A 20,072-nucleotide genomic window follows, 5' to 3' on the forward strand; every position below is an offset into this window, starting at 1 on the left:
TAATATTACTCTTTTTTAGGTTTGTGCAGTTGGTAATTAGGTGTACATTCAAAATTATTGGCCTTTATAAATAACGCCACATGTGCACGTTTCCATTAACTCAACTGCAAATAGTTCCGGTAATTCAGGCTTTAATTTATTCCAAATCCATTTTGATATAACTTCTGCCGTAGGGTTTTCTAATCCTTCAATGTCGTTTAAATAATGATGATCTAGTTGATTATATATAGGCTTGAAGATAGTTTTTACGTCTGAAAAATCTATAAACCAACCTGAATTTTTATCTACAGTGCCTTTTAAATGGATTCTAACATTGTATGAGTGGCCGTGGAGTCGCCCGCATTTATGTCCATCAGGCACATTAGGTAATTTATGTGCAGCTTCAAAAGTAAATTCTTTATATATTTCGATAGTCATTTAGCGCCTACATCGTGATTTTATTAGATTTATAATTATAATTATTAGCATTGCATTATACACAAATGTTTCTGTTCGGCGAGTCGAAAATGGATAAAATTAAGCCTTAATTTAATTGTACTCAAGTGATAGTTTTGCAAGCTCTTGTCTTACAATAAAATGCCGAAAAAAGGGCCTAACAAAAATAATTTTATATTTTTTGTTAATACTGCCCGGTTTCTGGTTTTAGATTGCATATATAGGATTATTGAGATATAAATCTTAGATAGATTTATTCCAGGAGAAGACATATGGATAATGATTCAATCAAAAAGGGATTAGTTAAAATAATCCTCACACTTGAAAATAACCATCATGGCTGTAAGCAGGAAGCTTCGAATATTGCTAGGGAACTACTCGGTTGCAAAATAGAGCATAATGAAGTTCGGGAAATGATTAATGTAGTCGAAGACGAAGACATTGAATCAGTTATTAAGAGCTTAGACTAGAGAAAAATATAAATAATGAATAATGCGGACCTAGAAAAAAACTACGAAAGTATCCTACGTAATATAGGTGAAGATACTGAAAGGGGAGGGTTACTTGATACCCCTAAACGTGCAGCTAAAGCCATGAAGTTCCTAACCCAAGGATACGAGCAAGATTTAAATGGTATAGTCAATGGAGCATTATTTGAATCAGATGCTGACGAAATGGTATTGGTTAAAGATATTGAGTTATATTCACTATGCGAACACCACTTATTACCTTTTATTGGAAAGTGTCATATCGCTTATATACCTTCAGGAAAAGTTCTTGGGTTATCAAAATTTGCTCGAATAGTTGATATGTTTTCTAGAAGGCTACAAATTCAAGAAAACCTAGCGAGACAAATCGCACTGTGCGTAGAAGAAGTTACCGGAGCAATTGGTGTCGGTGTTGTTATTGAGGCTAAGCATATGTGTATGATGATGAGAGGTGTTGAAAAACAAAACTCTTCAATGACTTCATCTGTAATGTTAGGTGTAATGCGTGAATCACCTATCGTCCGACAAGAGATGCTGGCTTTATTGGCAACAAAATAATACAAAACTATTTTTCAGTTGTGTGAATCGCAACTGAATAACTTACCTTCTTCAATTAATTTAACCTATATCAGGCTCTTATGTCAGATTTATACAAACAGCTTTTCGCTTCAGATTCTGAGTTTTTCAACAAATGTTATTACTGTTCAGATGATTCAAATTATCATGATTTTATCCCTCCAGAAAAATATTCTAATCGGTTTATAAGAAATAAAAGTGCAGACTATATAAAAGTACCAATTTGTTCTGAATGCAAAACCTACTTAAAAGGGAATAGATCACCTTATTTTAGTGAGCATGTTGAAATTGTAAAAAAAGGCATAAAGAAAAAATATTCTAAAGCTCTTTCAATATACGAGTTGTGGGGTGAAAAAGAGGTTGATGATTTAGATGAACCTTTGTCGAAGAGTATCCTCGCTGGAATTAAATTAGGAAAAGAAGCTTATGAAAGATATAAATTTAAAGGGTTTCAATACGAAATAGATGGAAATATTGTCAGGCCTGAACCCGAGGAAAGTATTAAACTTTCTATATTTGGGGAAATTTTTGATAGTTATAAAGACGCACTTGATTATGCAAGTGATACCTATCAAATATCGAAAGCACTCTTAAGAGATTTATTGAAAGAGTATAATGACGATTTTGAGTTGGCTATTAGAAAATATCAATCGGATATGGTTGGAATTCTGGAAGAATTTAAACTTAAAAAATTATGTAAAGAGTTTGGTGAAGAGCATGATTTATCTTTTGAACTAGTTTATAAAAAATTAACTCTTGAAAGAAAATACGGAAAATCGAAATCTATACCTCAATTATTATCAATAGTATTAGAAAAAATTCACGCTGAATATAGAGATTTTATTTTCTTCATCATACGAAAGGGTCTAAATACTGCTAAAAAATACGTGTTGGAGTATAAAAAGAACCGTGATGAATTTAGATTAGATGACTTCCCGAAAAAGCCAAGTGAAGTATATAAACGCTCGTGGAAAGAAATTAACGCCGATTATTTTTATTATAAAGAACTCAATGCAGACAATGATTATATTCTTGATTCTATTAACTATATTTCTTATGAGATGATAAAGAATAAAAAAAAGATAGCTAAAGGAGATTTAGAGTTGTTTTTGGAGTCCAACGATGTAACTACAACTAGCGAGTATAAGACATTTTTAGAAGAAATCTCCGAATATGATGCCGCTGTTTGTTTTCCAACAACAGCCAATGAGTTTCTAATTGTTGATGTTGCTATACCTAAACCTAAACCTAAACCTAAGCCTAAATCAAACCCACGGCCTGCTTTTATACCATCTAATAATCCTAGTTATAATAAATTTTTGAAGTTTATAAAATCTAACTATATAGATAGTCCTGGGTTTTACAAAATCTATTATCAAATGAACATCGAAAAGGCTAAAGAAAATGGGTTGCCCGAGTTTCCTGAAATTGAATTTAAAAAAACTTGGAAACAAATTAATTTAGATTCAACTCGTATGATTTAATCTAGTCACTTTATTGAGTCATATTAGATATGTTTTTTGGTTAAGTATATATACTTCATATTAATGATAACAATTAATAGTTCTAGTAATTTAGTTAAATAGATTTGGTTAAAAACTCAATCAAAACATATCTTTGATTGAGTTTTTTATTATTTAAACAAACTTAATATCAACACTAATTCCTTCATTAGCAAAAGCTTCTTTTAACCAATTACCTGCACTTTCATCTTTTATGTATGTATATTTTCTAGAGCCAGTAGCAGTAGATTGAGATAGTTCAACGCCATTTATTTCGGCATTGCCATCTTTATCTGTTGTTACAGTTTCCAATTCTCTAATTAATTGAAAAGCGCCTACAGTTGGGCTAGTGGGCGATATATTATCTGTATAGTATGCTATTTCATCATAATATTTATTTATAATGTCACCACTAATCATTTCATCTAAATAGCTAGAATCAATTCCATGCTGTTCTAAGTAACAATATTCATCGATCTTGTAATCTAAATCTTCATTCAAAACTTCAGTTAAGAATTCTGTCCAGGTTAAATTGCCGAAGGTGTCGCTATCATCTATCACTGTGCTATCTAAAGTCACTTGGTTTGCGAAATCAGTATGTACATATAATGTATGTTGGGGCATGTTTTTACCTGTAAAATTGTTTTTAATTGCTGTGTTAAATATCACCTTTTGGATAATGCGTTTAACTTTGTTAAAGCTCTTGAGTTTGGTGATGTTTTTTTCGTTCATATAAATTGCTCGATTCACTTCAATCATGATCGAGCAAACATTGGGATTTTTTTGATAAAAATCAATCGGTGTAATAGTGCCTTTAAATGGTTTATTAATTGCTACTGATAAACCTTCATTGATAAAACCACGTTTAAGCTCTTCAGTAACATTTTTAGGTGTATGAAAAGCGTCGGTGCCAATGCATATATCGGTTCTTGGATAACATCGTTCTTGTTCATACGGTAGCGGTTTTGAGGGAAAACTATGGCAATCGATAATAAGTACTCGGATACTCTCACTAAGGTTTTCGTTAACGAGGTCAAAAAGTCTTTTATGATGCGGGAAATAGTATTTACCCAATAATTCGCTTCTATATTCATCTTTAATAAACTTGTCATCTTTTAGAGGCGCACCTGTCGCCGTTCTGCTGTATAAGACTCCCATTCCAACTTTTGACATAGGTTCATCGTCATCGTTATAAAACCTCTCAGGGTCTACTAGCAGGCGACTGATAGGGAATACAAGTTCTTTACCTAGGCTTTGACTAGCATCATGAAAAAGATCGTGAGTAAACCAATCAGTCATATTATTAAGCTCTGACTTTAATTCCGAGTCATCTATAGCAAACTGATATTGATATTCTTCAGGTATTAATGTTGATGAATGAGGGATATGAAAAATTAAACTCATGAGTTATCCCATTAAATGTCGGACTTTAGGTTTATTGATCTTGATGAATTTTCCATCCCAATTAGCGGTCGCTGTTTTTAATCTGTATTCATTATGATGTGTAGATTCAACAATGTTTTCGATAACATCAGGAATATACACTTTAGAGTTTGGAAGTGTTCCTTTTGGTATTATGTATGCTGCAAACGGTGAACCTAAATAACCTTGAGCTTCTTGGGTCCATTGTTCATTAGGCTCTCGTTCATATTGGCCAGAATATTTAATCAAACCATCGGCGGTGTCTATATACCATCTAATGTTCGTGTGTATAGCATCATCAAAGTTTGATGTTTTAATTTCTACAACATAGCCTTGCTTGATGAATTCGTTAATTGAGCTTCGACCCCTAGCAGTGATTACTACAGGTAAATGCTTATTTTCATCTGGGACTTTGCACCTTGAAAACGTCTCTTTAGGTTTATCACCAATAATTTCAATAGAGTTATTAATTGTTAAGTGAGCACAAAGGTCTGGATTAACAGTAACGAGAGCAATTATTTGCTGTTCTTTAAAGCCATTTATATCCATTACGTTTTTAGAGCATGAGGCGCAATATTTAATGCGTTGATTTGTTGTTGTCGATAAGTTCGACCATTCTTTTTCTAAAGGGCACGAAAAAGTTTTAATCGCTTTATCGTTAGAAGTGTAAAGCGTATTTTGAAGTATGTTAAATTTCATTGTTCTTCCAGTTAGTTATTAAATTTAAACATGGAAGAGAAGTAGTTTGAATTCCCTATAAGGGCTCATCCTGCTGAGGCAGATACCACCTTATTTTGTTTGAGAAACAAAACAGGTTGGCGAGAGTTAAACTCTTCTCTTGATGTTATGGGCAATAATATTTGTTTTGAAAGGAAAGCACAATAAACTAATTAAAATAATGTAATTACCATTTCATTACATTTATAGTATTTTTTAAAGCATATAATATACTTAAAACCAACATCTAAAATTTCAAAAGAATCAGACTTATGTGGAAAGAAATATCAAAATTTTCAAAAAAGACTTCTGACAAGTTAAGCGAAAGTTTAAAAGGGATTGACAATAAACTAGGTGTTTCCGATAAATTTTCGAAAAGTATAGATTCAATATCTGAAAGAGTAGAAAAAGCTGACCGTGATTTAGGTATCTCTACGAATACAAAAAAAGCTCTTGAAGAAGTAAAGGCTAAACTAAGCAATGTTGGCGCTAGTTATGATGAGTCAGAGTTGAAAATGAAGCTAAATCAATTGTCTGATTCAATTAACGATTCTGTTTTTATTCCTGCAAAAAAACAAATTGAGAAGTACGAGATATCTGACAAAATTGGTGTTACCAAAGACCAAGTTGTGCTCGGGTATGGTTGGTGCAGAGGAAAGTTTAAAGTATATAAAGCGCCAAAAGATGCAAGAGATTTATTAACAAAGGCCAGAGAAGAGCTTCTATATATAAACTCATGCATATTACAAATAAGTATGAAAGAGTCTGAGAAATTTGCGTCTAATTTCGGTAAAGCTGTTACAGCTAAAGTAGCGGGCATAGCAAGTGTCGGTGGTTTGTTCGCTTTGGTTAGTACATTTGGTAGTGCAAGTACGGGAACTGCAATAGCTGGTCTATCTGGAGCAGCTGCAAATAGTGCTACGTTAGCTTGGATAGGTTCTCTAGTTGGTGGTGGTATGGTCGCAGGTTCTGTTCTAACCGGTGGTATTGGTTTAGTTATAGGTGCTGCTGCTTATTCAGCTTTGAGCAGTACCCCACGAAATATAGAATCTTTATCTGAAGAAGAACGCAAAATAATTGAAAGTTCATCGCTATTTATCGCTGCAATCGATGAAGTGTTAGTAAAAGAAAGTGTTCAGTTAAGTCTCACCGAAGCAAAAGCATTGCTTAACGACATAATACTTCCGTTGAATGAGCAGCTTACAAGCCAGAAAGATATAATTATGGAACAGTTAGATGAAACTAATAAATTACTGTTTCAAGAGCATGCATTAACAGATTTTCAAGGGAATGTAATTGGGGGATTTGAATCTTATATAGAGAACACCCCATTAAAAATTAATCCTATATTTGTTATTTCAGGTGTGATCTTAGGTCTATTAAGTGGCAGTGAAATTGAGAATACATCTGAAAATATGATTGCTATTGAAGCACTTAAACGTATGAAAAATGAATGGAGTGAATATACGAACTTAGAATTGGGCGAAGCTTTATCTGATTTTTCATCAGAAAGCCTAAAAGGCGTTGCTAATAATGCTAAAGGAATTTATCACGAGTTACTTTTTATCGAAGAATTTAACCGACAGAATGTTGACCAACAAGCGAGAGTTTTTGATAAAACCAATGAACCTGGCGCAGATATTCAAATCTATTCGGTAGATACTGGTGAAACAGTGCAAGAAGCTCAATTAAAAGCTCTGCAGGATAGCAGCGGCATCTCACATCATTTTGATAAATATCCTGATGTGGATGTTATTGCTACTAGTGAGGTATCTTCAGCATTTGAAGGTGTTCAAAACTCTGGGTTTTCTAATGAAGAATTAACAGCAGATATGAATTCGGTAATATCAAAGCTTTCTGCAGATAGTAGCCTAGATGCTACAACTGACATTGCTGCAATCACATTATTAATTTCTGCGGGTAAAGACGCTATAGATGTTTTAAATGGCAATAAAGGCGTAAGCGAGGCAGGTAAAGAGACAATTTTGAATGTTTCAGTCGCTGCAAGCAGTACTTTATTTGCTAGCTATTTATTTTCAACATAAGTCGATTTACTGCAACCAGGTGGAACTATGAGTATGGTCACTGCTTACTTTTGAATAGCTATTTGTTTGACGACTCTGAAAGCTTAGCTAAGGCGCGACTTTTTAATCTAGAGGCAAAATGGCTAGTGGTTATGGAACTGGTGTTTACGATATGTTCCTTTTTGCAACTAATTATTTTAGTTTAATAACTTAATTTTATATCTTCATTCTATTGTCTATATTAATGGTAGAACATCAATATGTTGTTGAGAATATGCCATTGAATAATAGCAATAAAAACAATTCTTTAGAGCAAAGGAATACTTTGCTTTCTTGGTTTGTATATGAAGAACTAATCGGACCTTATAATGCTATCGAACCTGTAGGTATTTCAAAACTATATTTCACAATATCAACCAAAACTAAAAATAAAAAAAACAATAAATCATCAATTCCACTTGGTTGGAAAGTATTTGATCAACTGGGCGAAAGCTACGATGAATTGATTGACCAGCAATTTTATACACCATCATCGCAAACTGCTTCACAAAATAAGAAACGAAAACTTAAAAAGAAGCCTAACTTAAAAAAACAGTCTGACGATAAAAAACAGACAGTCGCTTGGGATGTTTTTGATGGCATCGAAGTGTCACATGATGCGTTGATTGAGCAGGAGTTACGATTACTAACCCCGCTATTAAAGAAATGGGATAACTTTTTAGAGCAATTTGGTGGTGATCCTACTCATACAAACTGGCAACAGTTCCGCCCTTTGAGGCTAACAAGGGAAGAAGATTGGTCTGATTGGTTAGCTTTTTTTCTTGAAACATCTACAACCGGCGTATTTGCGCACATATTGTTCAAAGATAAAGCAGACACCCCTTTAAAATTTGCCAAACCGAATCAAGTTCTGAGAGAAGATTTTCATATTAATTATAGAGCTGATTTAATACTGAATTGGGACAATGAAAATTATACTCACTTAGAAATAAAGGTTGGGGATCGGAACTTAGAGAAGACTTTCGCTACTAGTGATGAATTTCGCAGTAAGTATAGGGTAGAGCAAGATAAATGGGAAAATTTTATTCTTTTATTATCATCACAAAATGATGATTGGGATAACGTAAGTCGTAAAACTAAATCATTAACTATTGTTACTCCTATTACTTGGGACGATGTTGCAATAGCATTACGTAAGTCATTTTTTTATAGTGAGAACATTGCATGGAAAAGTTGGGCTTACGCGTTTATTGGGGCAATAGAACAATTAATCATTGGTTTTGATATTCAGCAGTTAGCTCAAAAGCGAAGGGATAACCTTGCGACAAAACTTAATATATTAGAACGAGGGTTTAAAGATGAGTAATGCAATAGATACATTTATTTATGAAGGTATCACACGATATAAGAAAGCTAATGAGGTGTATCATACGTTTCGCCGCGAACTACAAAATAAACTCCAATTAATTATTAAAACACGTGATGATTGGGGCGACATCGTTCCCGACCTCGATAGTATTAAAAGCACTACATATTGGCCGGAGTATCCGTTGATTAATGCACGAGTTCAATGTGAATGGCATGGTGAGCAAATTATAATCATGATTGCACTTAACTGGTATGATTCTGGAGACGATCTTCCTTTATTAGCTTTATGGATTGAGAAAGGAAGAAAATACTGGCCAAGCCAAGAATCATTTGCTTGGAGTGAGGACTTCACTTTCGAAAAAAGCCAATTGCGCTATAAACCCAATCCTGATTCATATGTTTTGGAAGATGAGTTTGATAAAATTTTCAATGAGTTTTTAAATTTCACCTCAAAATATTAAACAAAAAATCATATATGAGAGTCTATCTATAAAAACACCACTAAATTGACAATAGGTCATTGTTTGTTAGCTTAAGAACTAAATTTAAGAATAAATAATCGTGCAATAGAATCAGGCTAAATTATATTACTTCAGCTATGATTGAATGATTCTAGGTTTAATTAATATTTAACTAACAATTAACAACGGTAAGCAAGTTGTATTGTTATTATCTAAGGGCATTCAATTTTAAACTTAAGATCTAAAATGAAAATTTACCCGTTAAAATTTATCAAACAACATTTGTTTATCACTCTTGATGGCAAGGACTGGTTAATTGATACTGGCTCTCCTGTTACCTTTGGTGACATTGATTCTATTGAGTTGATGGGACAAAGCTTTCAAGTAGGCAATGGCGCAAAGGGGTTAAACGCAAGTGCTATTTCAGGTTATGTTGGTATGGAAGTCGCAGGGCTTATTGGTGCAAATATTTTAAATCAATTTGATTTGGTCTTTGATATTGCCCACGGTGAATTAACGTTTGTTGACGTTGATTTAGAATTGCCAGGTATTGTATTAGAGCTTGATGAGTGTATGGGCATACCGATTGTTGAGTCAGTTATTGCTGGTAATACATTTAGAATGTTTTTTGATACTGGTGCGCAAATTTCTTATTTACAAGATGACTGTCTATCTAGCTTTGAGCATGCCGGTAAGTGTGTTGACTTTTACCATGGTTATGGTGATTTTGAAACGGATACCTACCTTATTGATTGTAAACTAGATGGTAGTAGCTTTAATTTGCGCTGTGGCTCATTGCCGGAAACGTTAGGTGCAAGCCTTATGATGGCAAACACTACTGGCATTATCGGCAATGAGATTATGATCGATAAAGTCGTGGGCTATTTTCCTAAATCAGGAAAAATGGTCATTTCGGCGTAATCAATTCTGCAAAAAAATTTAAGTTCGAAACCTAAATTTTTCAGTACTGTTCGGCTTATTAAACGGTCAAAATACAAAAGCCAGAATATTACATTCTGGCTTTTGTTTTTAAGAGCTTTATGCTTTTGTCATTTGCACTGAGAAACGTTTATGAGCTAGCTTCTATGACTTATCTTCCAACTGTTCTTTGCTTGTTTCTGGCAACGTAATGCTGGCTTTAAGTCTTCTTCTTAATCGAATAAGTTTAAATGCGAAGTAGCTAAACAATATAAAGTTTAATGTTAAACCAACATAGCCTAACCAAGATAAACCATTTACTGGTGTGTTTGTTTTTTCAATCGATAATACGTTAGGGAATATTGATAAAATATTTGAGCGGAAACCGTAATACTTTACAACAGATGTTGTGCCTTGAACGTTTTGAGCTTCTGCCTGTGTGTCGGCACTATCAAATTTAAAGTAAACCCAGTTATCTTCATTGCGTAGTACAAACGATTTATTCACTTCTGTAGTGTAGATGTAATACGTATCAACGTAGGCTTGTGCATTGGTTTCATCAACTTGTGAACGCTTAGCTTCAGTACCTGTTATTTCTACCGTTTTATAAGAAGGAGCGTAGATAAAAATTACGCTGCTAGTCACAACAAATAAAGTAAACACGAAGGAATACAAAAATTTAAACTTATTGGTAAAAAAAGCAGTTATGCTGTTTTTAATGTTAAATCGAGATTTTGAAGCTTGCATTTATCTTTACCTTTTCCTTTGTTTTATCACTCTATATTGTTCTAGAAATTTCGGTCTATAAATTAGAGTTTGTAATAACAGTTTAATATTATTTAAATAACTTGTTAGAAATTATAAGGTTTTTGAAGAATAAAAAGTGTTTTAAATTGTACGATCTAAATAAGTAATTCTGCTTTAGGTTTATCGATACGACTCATATTCATTAGTAAAATAAGAATTATGAACCGCTAACTTGTGTGTATCGATTAGATACACTAAACTTTGTGTATCTAATCGATATACGAGGTGGTTATGGCTAAGACAGCCCCAATAAATATGCGTGTTGAGCCGGCGCAGCAAGATTTATTAACGAAAGCTGCTGCGGCTTTAAATATGGATCGCAGCACGTTTATACTTAATGTTGCATGCAAAGAAGCAGAGAATGTATTGCTCGATCAGCGGATTTTTAATTTAGATGAAGAGCAATTTGCTCAATTTGAGCAAGCGATAAATGAACCCGTTGCACATTATAAGTTAAGCAAGTTAATGTCAGAAAAATCCCCATGGGAAGCAAAATAGACATGCAACTTTGTGTTCCTGTTGCATTAAATCATAAGCACAACTGCTGCAATTTTGATTGCGAAAACGATACGTTAAATCAGTGGCTTTACAAACGGGCTCTTAAAAACCAACAAAGTGGCGCTTCAAAAACCTTCGTAACTTGTTTAGGCGATAACGTTGCAGGTTTCTATTCTTTATCAACTGGCAGTATTGAACATAAATACGTATCAGCAGCACTTAAACGTAATATGCCAGCCCCAATCCCAATTATCATTTTATCTAGGCTTGCGGTAGATCATTCTTTTAAGGGAAAAGGACTTGGTAAGCACCTGTTAAAAGATGCGTTACTTAGAATATTGCAGGTGTCACAAAACATCGGGGTAAGAGCTGTTGTGGTACACGCTATCAATCAAGACGTAATCGAGTTTTATAAACAGTTTGGATTTCAACAATCACCGTTAACATCACACACGTTATACCTATCCGTTAGATCGATTAAATTAGCTCTATCAAATTAGCATTTGAGACAGTATTTAGAATAGTTGTTCTCGCTGAAGAACTTTTTTTATTTTCGAAAGTGAGTCATTTTTACATTGTCGATGACGCAATTTGAATATTTACATACTACTCTTTCAAACTAATTATTTTTCGCTTAGTATTACTTTGAATAATTAATAATGTTAAGGAAAATCATGAATTTATATGTTGTACATTCACCATCTATATGTAGTTTTTTAGTCTATGCTTCAAGTAAAACCGACGCGGTATTGTTAGAAGAACTGAGAAAAATTGAAATTAAGGAAGGCCAAGAAGAGAGTGGTTCGCTTATCAGTTCTGCTGATGTAATAGTTGAGTGCTATGCTAATGGTTTCAAAGCATCCGAAAAAGACACTTGGAGATTTAAGGCTGTAGAATCTTTTGAGAAAAAAGGCTATAAGTATTTAGGTAGTAATAGAGGTATCAAACCTGCTGACAATGCCAATCCAACGCAAGTTGCAGTCCAAGATGGGTCTGTCCATGGGATAGGAGATTCAACATCGTTCTTTTTAGCACTGTGGACTATATTTTTCTGGTTACTTATAGTTGTTTCTTTGGGAGTTATGTTTTTAGTCAGTTTTATAACCGGTTTAACTTTAGCCATTTCCATTGTTTTAGGCGGCGGTCTTGTGTTTTTATTTGCAGATATTCTCAAAAATGTGGTTGAGATTAATCAAAAGTTAGCACACAAAGAATAGGGCTCTTTGAGTATTATATTTTAATAAATAGCTATAGGGTGTAGTGGTCATTGATGTTTAAAATGATTTTCTTTTGCTATGCCTGATAGATGTTGCTATAGGGCTGTGATGGATTGCTATTCTTAATCGAATTTTAAAAAATTGTAGCCTTTGTTCTATGAAATGTTTTCCCTTCTTTGTTTTTACATATTCAAACAGTTTTTATATTAATAACTTGTTAAGATAATTGTATCCGGAGTCTAGTGCCGACAGAGTTTAATATCTATTGGCAAAAACATTTAGTGGTTCAACGTGCAAAAATACTTTGTAGTCTGCCTTGTGGCGGTGAGTATACTGTTCAGTGGTGATGTGTTTGCCGCTGAGATTAAAAAATCTAAGTCAGCTATCTGTCATTCTGTTGATAGTCCTTATTATGCACGCGTTAAAAACTTCGATTCGTTCTCTTCTCTTTCTGCTTGTTTAAACTCTGGTGGTCGTATGCCAAAGGGGATGCAATCGCCTAGTCAGTCTTATGATCAATCAGTTACTCAATCAAATGCTAACGTATCTTCAAATAACTTAACCTATTACAAACGCAGTCAATTTGGCAGTGGTTGGGCTGATTTAGATAAAGATTGCCAAAACTCCCGTATGGAAGCGTTGGTGAGTCAATCGGTTGGTCCTGTGCATTTTAAAGACGCTAAACAGTGTAAGGTGCGCGCTGGTAAGTGGATCTCACCATTTACTGGTAATGTTATCTATGATGCGAGTGTGATTGATATAGACCACGTGGTGCCGCTTAAGTGGGCATGGGATCATGGTGCAAGTGATTGGAGTTATTCGCAGCGTGTCGCATTTGCTAATGACCCGGCTAACTTGTTAAGTGTTGAACGTGGTTTAAATCGTCAAAAGGGCGCGAAGGGTGTTGATGAGTGGTTACCGCCGGCAAATCAATGTCAGTACATCTCACGTTTTATGCGAGTAATGAAAACCTATAAGCTCAAACCAAGCGAGCAGGTAATGTCTTCCTATGAAAATGCGCGTGCTAGGTATTGTGCTTAAATAAGCCTAAGTGTTGGCTCTGTCTTTGGCGTCGTCTTTGATTCTGGGCTTTTGTTTTACCAGTCTTTAAGTGGCAGGTCGAAATGTTTGGTTGGTGGCCATTGCAGATTTGCCTCTTGTAATCTCTTCTTAAGTATTGGCGTAAACTCTAAATCAAACGGTGCGCCACAACGGCAATTTTCAACCACTTGAAGCAAATTGTATGTGCTAAATGGTAGTTCTTCTAGTTGCGCAGCAAGCTGGTTAGCGCTGTCCCTGTCACCTAACATTGCTGAGCTAAGTAATTTTCTTCTCAGCGGCTCTTCAGTTGTGTTACTAAAATCGGCTATTTTGTCCATGGATCTAATAACTTCGTCTTTGTCACCCTGTGCGGCGCTATACCTTAATATAGCAAAATTGCGGAATTTGGGGTCGTTGATTTTTTCAATACTAGATTTGGCGGCGGCAAAGTTTTTTTGCAATAAATACACATCAGATTTAACAAAAAGCAATTCAGGTGTCAAATGAGTCAATTCTCTCTTTTCAATTAATCTAAGTGCTTCATCATAACGCTTGGTGTCGACTAACGCGGCAATCATATTAATTTTAAAGCCATCGTTTAATGGATCGCAACGTAAACTCATTTTGTTTATTTTGTATAAAAGTTCTTCATAGCCAAAAGACCTTACCATTTCAAGCCAACTTAATCTCGGGCATTGAGTGACTTCTGCTATGTTAGCGATATGTTGCTTAAGTTCGCTCCAGTTGTTTGATAACAGTATTTTGGATATTTGTAAGTATCCTTGTAATTCTATGTTAGTCTCCCTATCTACTGCCATTTGGAACAACGCTATTGCTGTGCTTAGTGCTTGCTCTCTTTCTTGACTGCTTTTTTCGGGGTCATCACCTAAGGCGGTGTGAGTATAATAGTCGGATTTATAACTATAGGCTTCGGAAAAATCAGGTGCATGTTTGATGGCTTCGTTGAAGTAGTCGTTCGCAGTTAAAAGGTCCTGTAGCATTGTGCTGCTTCCATGCGCCTTGTTATATTGTTTAATGCCTTTTTGGTAGGCGATAAAGGCTTCAACATCGCCTAAACCAGCGTTTTGCATTGCCATACGTGATTTTTCATCGAGTATGATATCTAAGGCTTTGGTAACATTGGTCGCGATTTCATCTTGCACCGCAAAGGTGTCTTTAGTGTTTTTATCGTAGGTGTCTGACCATAGGTGAAAGCCATCGGTAACGCGGATAAGTTGTGCGGTAATGCGGGCAATATCATTTGATTTTCTGACGCTGCCTTCGAGTATGTAACTTACCCCTAGCTTGTTACCAATATCGCGTAAATCTTCATTAGTGCCTTTATAGAAAAAGGATGAAGTACGGGCGGTGACTTGCAGTTTTGGTACGCGGGCAAGTTTATTCAGTATTTCTTCGGTTAAACCATCGGAGAAAAATTCATTTTCTTGATCGCTACTCATATTCACAAACGGCAGTACGGCGATGCTTAGCGCAGGTTTTTGATTTGTTTGGCTATTGGTTTGTGCATTAGTTTGTACATTAGGTTGTGCATTAGATTGAGAATTGACCTGAGTGTTTGTGATTTGTGAATTGGGGTCTATTGAGTTGTTTTGGTGTTGCTCTTGTATTTGCGCTTGTACTGGCTCATCCGCAATGGTCTTGTCGTAAATAACAAAACCAACAACCGCGACTAATAACACCGCTAACGTCATCGACAGTTTTTTTCCGGTGTGATGAGAAATTGACTCGTCTTTATCAACTTCTTTGGTGGGTTTAATGCCTTCGGGAGTAAGCTCAAATGCCCAGGCGAAGATACAAACAACCGGGAATCCAATCATTAAAATCACAGTGATGGCTGTGCCAAACACGGTGGGTAAATGTAAGTAAGGGGAGATAACAGACACAATCTGTATGATGATCCAGGCGGTGATCAAATAGACGCTGGCAACTTTGAAAACGTTACGACGTCTTAGTTCACCTACGATGCTCTTCATAAATTGCAAATCCTTGTCATTGTTATTATTAGCTTTTTGCTCTGTTTGTTGCTTCTCTCAATTGTATTTTTTAACGATCTTAACTTATCCAGTGTATGTCTAGAATGGTTAAAATTCAATCAGTTGCAAGTTTTTAATTGAGATTGTTAAGGGAGAATAAAAAACGAATAATTTATACTTGTCGGTCAAGGTAAATTAACAAGAAGAACTAATGAGTAATTGATAAAAATTTGCGGTTAAAAAATGAAGGCGACACGAAAACAAAATTTAGTCTTGCCGGTTATTGTTTTCTCAAAACGCAATCATAAACGTTAACAGTTTTTCTGATCTTATTCTTGAGGTTTTCTGCTGTTCTTTTGTTTTGCAAAAATGGGCTGGTTACCACATGCCAAGAGCCTTGCGGTGTTACTCTTACCTTAGTGATTTTGTTGAGTTTGGCGGCAAGTTTATTGGCATCATCTTTGTTTTTAAACGCGCCACAACGAAGTTGGTGCGGAGTTGCAGCAGGAATATCATAATTGCTTTCCTCACCAGTAATTTTTTCAATCGCTAAAATTTTTGGATAATCGAATTGCTCTTTTGGTGCTGGTGCAACTTCAACTTTCGGGACGCTTGCTGTTACAGATGATTGCGTCTTCGCCACGTTTTGATGAGGATTCGCATGCTCAGCAGTTTGCTCTTTCGCTGAAGGACTCGCTATTAGTACGTAAGCTGCATAGGACGATAGAGATACAAAAGCCGTGCTGACAATAAGTTTTGCTATCGCGCGAGTTTTTCTTTGTTTAGCTTTTGTCGACTTTTGTTTTACTGTTTTATTTATGTAATCCATAGCGAGTATTTGTGCTTATTATTGTTAGCAAACTAATTGCTACATTGTTTGAGTATATTGAGTTTGACCTAATTAGGGAATCAAATTTTCCATTTTAAAACGCAGCTTGTTTTATGGCGCGATATTTGACAGTATTTTCAACAGCCAAGGAAATTAATAAGGAAGAGGTCTAGCATAAGCTATGCGACATAAAGGAAAGTTAACCCAATGGAATGATGACAAAGGTTTTGGCTTCATCACCCCGATGATAAAAGGACCGCAAGTTTTTGTGCACATAAAAGATTTCGAACATCGTGGTACAAGACCGGTTGTCGGACAAGTCATTACTTATCAATTATCAAAAGATAAACAAAATAGACCTTGCGCTATTAAGGCAACGCTTTCAGGACAAAAATTGAAGACCAAATCAGCGCAAAAACAAAATACAGTAGCACTATTGTTTGCCAGCTCATTCATGGTAGCCATTATTGGCTTAGTAGCGGTGCAATGGCTTCCATGGCGCATTGGCGCAGCTTATGCGGTGTTGAGCGTGATCACATTTTGGTTGTATGCCTTTGATAAACACAAAGCGCAAAAGGGATACTGGCGAACCAGCGAGCGAAGCTTGCATCTATTTGCATTAGTCGGCGGCTGGCCGGGTGCTGTTTTCGCTCAACAAAAATTGCGTCACAAATCCAAAAAACTGTCTTTTAGAGTCGAATTAATTCTTATGGTTTTGCTCAATATCGCTGGGCTTTATTGGTTATATGATAACCACTGGCAAGTGCTTGGGTTTCAGTTTTAATAAACCTTTCGATTCAAATACGGTAAATTGACTGATATTAAGTGCTATACGTTAATGGCGTATAGTTATTGCTTTAACGTTAATCGTTGAAGCTAATTGATTGCTCATATTACAGAGATTTGAGCAACTATATCAAAAGCAACTTAAGCAACTTAAGCAACTTAAGCAGCTAGTGGAGGTATGGGGAAATGAGTAAACGTGATTTATTTTGTTAATTCGTTTCGAATACTCTATAACTAGTTTATTGACTTCAAATAGTGATCGTCCATTTTGGTCGAATAAACACTTACCACTAACCTTTAAATAAGCAGTTGAATAGTTAAATGACACGTCGCCGTAAATTGTTTTTAAGCTTGATCCTTATAATCGCCTTTATTCTAGTTACCTTGCCAGAAGCCGGTCGGTTTTATGTGATCAGTAAAATCACCGAGCAGGGCTTTGATAACGTCACTATAGAAGATGTTGATCTGAACCTGTTTACTGGTACGTTGCAAATTGAGAATGTGCGTATTGGCGTTGCTGGCGAAGATAAACTGGTGATTGGCTTAATGCGTGCTGACTATCGCTGGCAAGGATTGTTTAGTGGCGGCATTGAAACAGAATTAATCGAAATCAAAGACACTAAACTGGCAGTCATCGAAAATGATGACGGTGGTTTTGAGGTAGTTATTCCTATTCTTGCTGAAGCGCAGCAAGAGCAGATTGATTCTGTTGAAGCTGAGCTAGAACCTGAGTTAGAGCCTGAGTTAGAACCTGAACAAGGTTTAAAAATACCTAATCTTGATGTTGATTTAGTGCGCTTAGAAAATATCGAAGTTGATATTAATGTTCGTCAGTTTTCTGGTCGTTATGTGATTGAGCAATTTTCTTTAACCCGTGTCTCTACTTGGCATGATTATCCGGCCGAGTTAACTTTAGTGTCGAAATTAAATGATACCAGTATCAATGCCCAACTTACTGCTAACCCGTTAGCAGTAACGCCATCAGTTCAAGGCGATGTAACGCTTCAGAATATTGATTTTAATGACTTTAAAACACTGACAAACCTTTATTCACCAATAGCGGTAGATGTATTGGAGGGGAAAACCGATATCAACTTCTATGTTGATGGCCTTCGCGATACCGACAACCTTTTGTACCTTAATTTTAAGGGCGATTTAACCACTACCGACTTAAATGTTACAAGCAAAGCCGTTGTGGTTAAGTTAAGCAGTCTTGCTCCAAGCTATTCGATAACCTATCAACAGTTGCCAGAAAACGCAGTGGTTTCTGGTAGTGTTGATGCCAAGTTATTAGGCTTTTCAGTTGTCGATGAGCAAGTTAATGCTTCGAGAGGCGGTGATGATCATGAATCAAATTTGTTAGTTGGGTTTGAGCAATTCAACATCACTCAATTGGAAATAGACGAAGATTCCGCGCTTAACGTGGAAGCGATAGAGTTTTCAAATTTATCTTGGTTTAGCCAAAACCAAGCGGCTAAAGATACTGACAAAAAGGTTAAATCTCATTCCAAAGTAGAAATCACCAACACACTCGACAAACTGCGCATTGAACAAATCTCTTTAGATAAGCAAACAACACAAACATCGAAAACACTATCGTTTAATCACATTGCTATGGCGGGTTTAACCACGTCTATGCAACTTGATGAACAAAACCAGCTGAATTGGCTGACCATGTTAGAGCCAGTGCAACAACGCTTTAATGTCGACGATAAAAAGGTAGGGGCTGAAGAAGTTAAAAAAGAAGCTAAAGAAGAAGTTAAAGCGGGCGAAGTAGAAACCTCAGAATCGCCATTAGCTATCGAAGTAAATTCGTTTGACCTTGCCGCTCCGGCATTTATTCATGTGACGAAAACCTTAAATGGTCAACCTCATAAACTGCAAATTGATATTAGTAAATTGGCTTTAGAAAATATTGCTACTAATGCATCCTCGATGGACTCAGATACGGAGTCTAATATTAGGCGCAGTAAATTTGCATTAACAACCCAGCTTAATAAAACCGCAATAATTGACGTCAACGGTGACGGTATCTTCAATAAAACGCCAATCGATATTAACGCCGTGGGGAAAATCGAAGATATGTCTTTAGTGACATTGTCACCATTTATTGAGCAATTTGCGGGTTATCAGTTTGTCCGTGGTCAATTTGATCATCAATTTAATCTTGCCCTTAAAAATAATCAAATCGATATGACTAACGATGTCGTAATTCGCAAGTTACAGGTCAAGGATATTGATGAAAGCAAAGTGGTGTCTACCTTACCTATTCCAATGGCAATAACGGTGTTAGAAGATGATAAAGGCGTTATTGATATTGAAATCCCAGTAAAAGGCAGCCTCGATGAAACCGAAGGTGGCACCGATGTAAACATCAATTCGTTGATTCAAAAGTCTATTACTCAAGCGGTGAAAAAAGGCTCTGTTGGTTTCTTAAAATATGCGCTGCAACCTTATGGCGCAGCGTTTATGGCAGCGGAATACCTAGTAGATGCCGCAAATCAGATTGCCTTTGATGACATGGTATTTACGGTTAATAGCGCCGAATTAGAAACTAAGCAGCGAGATTACGCCAATAAGCTTGTAGAGGTGTTAAAGCAACGTGATGAAATTGATTTACAGCTTTGTGGTGAGAGTAACTTAGCTGATAGAGCGGCTCTTGAAATAAACTATCAAGATGAAGCTCTTAGCGCGCAATTAGCCGCACTCGCTAAGAAACGAGCGTCAACATTAAAGGCATATATGAATGAGCAGGGCATTGCTAACAAACGTTTATTCTTATGTAAGGCCCGTTATGTTGAAGATGGCGCTACTGGCGTGGCTATTTCAATGGAATAAAATCTTTACAGATATAATGCAGTGACTTAGTGGCAATATTAGCGTTAATTGACTACATTTAGTGCTTAGTTTTAAAGGAGCTGTCATTGCGTTTACACATCGTTGATGGCTTCTCTCAAATAAAAACAGCGTTAAGCTGTTTTAAGCAACA

19 protein-coding genes and 1 riboswitch are annotated in these 20,072 nt (G+C 35.8%); of the genes, 13 read left to right on the top strand and 6 right to left on the bottom strand.

The window, feature by feature from the left end; genetic code table 11:
• Positions 1-54: 54 nt before the first annotated feature.
• Entirely contained in the window at positions 55-417 is a 363-nt protein-coding gene (queD, locus tag LT090_RS05670; RefSeq protein ID WP_068546540.1) for a 6-carboxytetrahydropterin synthase QueD, read from the bottom strand.
• A gap of 290 nt (positions 418-707) precedes the next feature.
• Here queD and LT090_RS05675 point away from each other — a divergent pair, with 290 nt between their 5' ends.
• From LT090_RS05675 to LT090_RS05685, 3 genes are all read left to right on the top strand, one after another.
• Positions 708-905, top strand: coding sequence for a hypothetical protein (locus LT090_RS05675; RefSeq protein ID WP_068546541.1), 198 nt, complete (start codon positions 708-710; stop codon positions 903-905).
• A 15-nt stretch (positions 906-920) separates the two neighbouring features.
• On the top strand, positions 921-1,481 hold the full coding sequence (gene folE / locus LT090_RS05680) for a GTP cyclohydrolase I FolE (protein ID WP_068546542.1): 561 nt from the start codon (positions 921-923) through the stop codon (positions 1,479-1,481).
• Positions 1,482-1,561: 80 nt separating this feature from the next.
• Complete coding sequence (locus LT090_RS05685; protein ID WP_068546543.1) at positions 1,562-2,983, top strand: hypothetical protein; 1,422 nt, start codon at positions 1,562-1,564, stop codon at positions 2,981-2,983.
• Positions 2,984-3,136: 153 nt separating this feature from the next.
• Here LT090_RS05685 and LT090_RS05690 read toward each other — a convergent pair whose 3' ends face one another.
• Positions 3,137-4,405 carry an N-formylglutamate amidohydrolase gene (locus tag LT090_RS05690; protein WP_068546544.1) on the bottom strand — a complete coding sequence of 423 codons (1,269 nt, stop codon included), beginning with the start codon at positions 4,403-4,405 and terminating at the stop codon, positions 3,137-3,139.
• A gap of 3 nt (positions 4,406-4,408) precedes the next feature.
• Positions 4,409-5,122 carry a hypothetical protein gene (locus tag LT090_RS05695; protein ID WP_068546545.1) on the bottom strand — a complete coding sequence of 238 codons (714 nt, stop codon included), beginning with the start codon at positions 5,120-5,122 and terminating at the stop codon, positions 4,409-4,411.
• A 36-nt stretch (positions 5,123-5,158) separates the two neighbouring features.
• Positions 5,159-5,273, bottom strand: a riboswitch (SAM-I-IV-variant riboswitch).
• A 139-nt stretch (positions 5,274-5,412) separates the two neighbouring features.
• Between LT090_RS05695 and LT090_RS05700 the strand changes: the two genes are divergently transcribed.
• From LT090_RS05700 to LT090_RS05715, 4 genes are all read left to right on the top strand, one after another.
• Entirely contained in the window at positions 5,413-7,185 is a 1,773-nt protein-coding gene (locus tag LT090_RS05700; RefSeq protein ID WP_068546546.1) for a hypothetical protein, read from the top strand.
• 259 nt (positions 7,186-7,444) lie between these two features.
• On the top strand, positions 7,445-8,530 hold the full coding sequence (locus tag LT090_RS05705) for a hypothetical protein (RefSeq protein ID WP_157726629.1): 1,086 nt from the start codon (positions 7,445-7,447) through the stop codon (positions 8,528-8,530).
• Positions 8,523-8,993 (top strand): hypothetical protein, encoded by a 471-nt coding sequence (locus LT090_RS05710; protein WP_068546548.1) that lies wholly within the window; start codon positions 8,523-8,525, stop codon positions 8,991-8,993. Before LT090_RS05705 ends, LT090_RS05710 begins: the two co-directional genes overlap by 8 nt.
• Positions 8,994-9,239: 246 nt before the next feature.
• On the top strand, positions 9,240-9,914 hold the full coding sequence (locus tag LT090_RS05715) for a hypothetical protein (RefSeq protein ID WP_068546549.1): 675 nt from the start codon (positions 9,240-9,242) through the stop codon (positions 9,912-9,914).
• A gap of 162 nt (positions 9,915-10,076) precedes the next feature.
• On the opposite strand, the gene LT090_RS05720 is transcribed toward LT090_RS05715, so the two are convergent.
• Entirely contained in the window at positions 10,077-10,658 is a 582-nt protein-coding gene (locus LT090_RS05720; RefSeq protein WP_068546550.1) for a DUF1523 family protein, read from the bottom strand.
• Positions 10,659-10,949: 291 nt separating this feature from the next.
• On the opposite strand from LT090_RS05720, the gene LT090_RS05725 reads away from it, so the two are divergent.
• The 4 genes from LT090_RS05725 to LT090_RS05740 all read left to right on the top strand — a co-directional run bounded on the left by LT090_RS05725 (position 10,950) and on the right by LT090_RS05740 (position 13,474).
• Positions 10,950-11,216 (top strand): type II toxin-antitoxin system TacA family antitoxin, encoded by a 267-nt coding sequence (locus tag LT090_RS05725; RefSeq protein ID WP_068546551.1) that lies wholly within the window; start codon positions 10,950-10,952, stop codon positions 11,214-11,216.
• On the top strand, positions 11,201-11,716 hold the full coding sequence (locus LT090_RS05730) for a GNAT family N-acetyltransferase (protein WP_082897171.1): 516 nt from the start codon (positions 11,201-11,203) through the stop codon (positions 11,714-11,716). The genes LT090_RS05725 and LT090_RS05730 overlap by 16 nt, the downstream gene beginning before the upstream one ends.
• A 174-nt stretch (positions 11,717-11,890) precedes the next feature.
• Positions 11,891-12,433 (top strand): hypothetical protein, encoded by a 543-nt coding sequence (locus tag LT090_RS05735; RefSeq protein WP_068546553.1) that lies wholly within the window; start codon positions 11,891-11,893, stop codon positions 12,431-12,433.
• A 291-nt stretch (positions 12,434-12,724) separates the two neighbouring features.
• Complete coding sequence (locus tag LT090_RS05740; protein ID WP_068546554.1) at positions 12,725-13,474, top strand: HNH endonuclease family protein; 750 nt, start codon at positions 12,725-12,727, stop codon at positions 13,472-13,474.
• Positions 13,475-13,530: 56 nt separating this feature from the next.
• Here LT090_RS05740 and LT090_RS05745 read toward each other — a convergent pair whose 3' ends face one another.
• Together LT090_RS05745 and LT090_RS05750 are read right to left on the bottom strand one after the other, a co-directional pair.
• Positions 13,531-15,468, bottom strand: coding sequence for a hypothetical protein (locus LT090_RS05745; RefSeq protein ID WP_068546555.1), 1,938 nt, complete (start codon positions 15,466-15,468; stop codon positions 13,531-13,533).
• A gap of 280 nt (positions 15,469-15,748) precedes the next feature.
• Positions 15,749-16,297, bottom strand: a complete 549-nt coding sequence (locus LT090_RS05750) for an SPOR domain-containing protein (protein WP_068546556.1) — start codon at positions 16,295-16,297, stop codon at positions 15,749-15,751.
• Between the two features lie 181 nt (positions 16,298-16,478).
• Between LT090_RS05750 and LT090_RS05755 the strand changes: the two genes are divergently transcribed.
• Both LT090_RS05755 and LT090_RS05760 read left to right on the top strand, forming a co-directional pair.
• Entirely contained in the window at positions 16,479-17,081 is a 603-nt protein-coding gene (locus LT090_RS05755) for a DUF1294 domain-containing protein (protein WP_068546557.1), read from the top strand.
• A gap of 323 nt (positions 17,082-17,404) precedes the next feature.
• Positions 17,405-19,921 (top strand): DUF748 domain-containing protein, encoded by a 2,517-nt coding sequence (locus LT090_RS05760; protein ID WP_068546558.1) that lies wholly within the window; start codon positions 17,405-17,407, stop codon positions 19,919-19,921.
• The last annotated feature ends 151 nt before the right edge of the window (positions 19,922-20,072 follow it).

The organism is Thalassotalea crassostreae, from assembly GCF_001831495.1.
GTDB classification, from domain to species: domain Bacteria; phylum Pseudomonadota; class Gammaproteobacteria; order Enterobacterales; family Alteromonadaceae; genus Thalassotalea_A; species Thalassotalea_A crassostreae.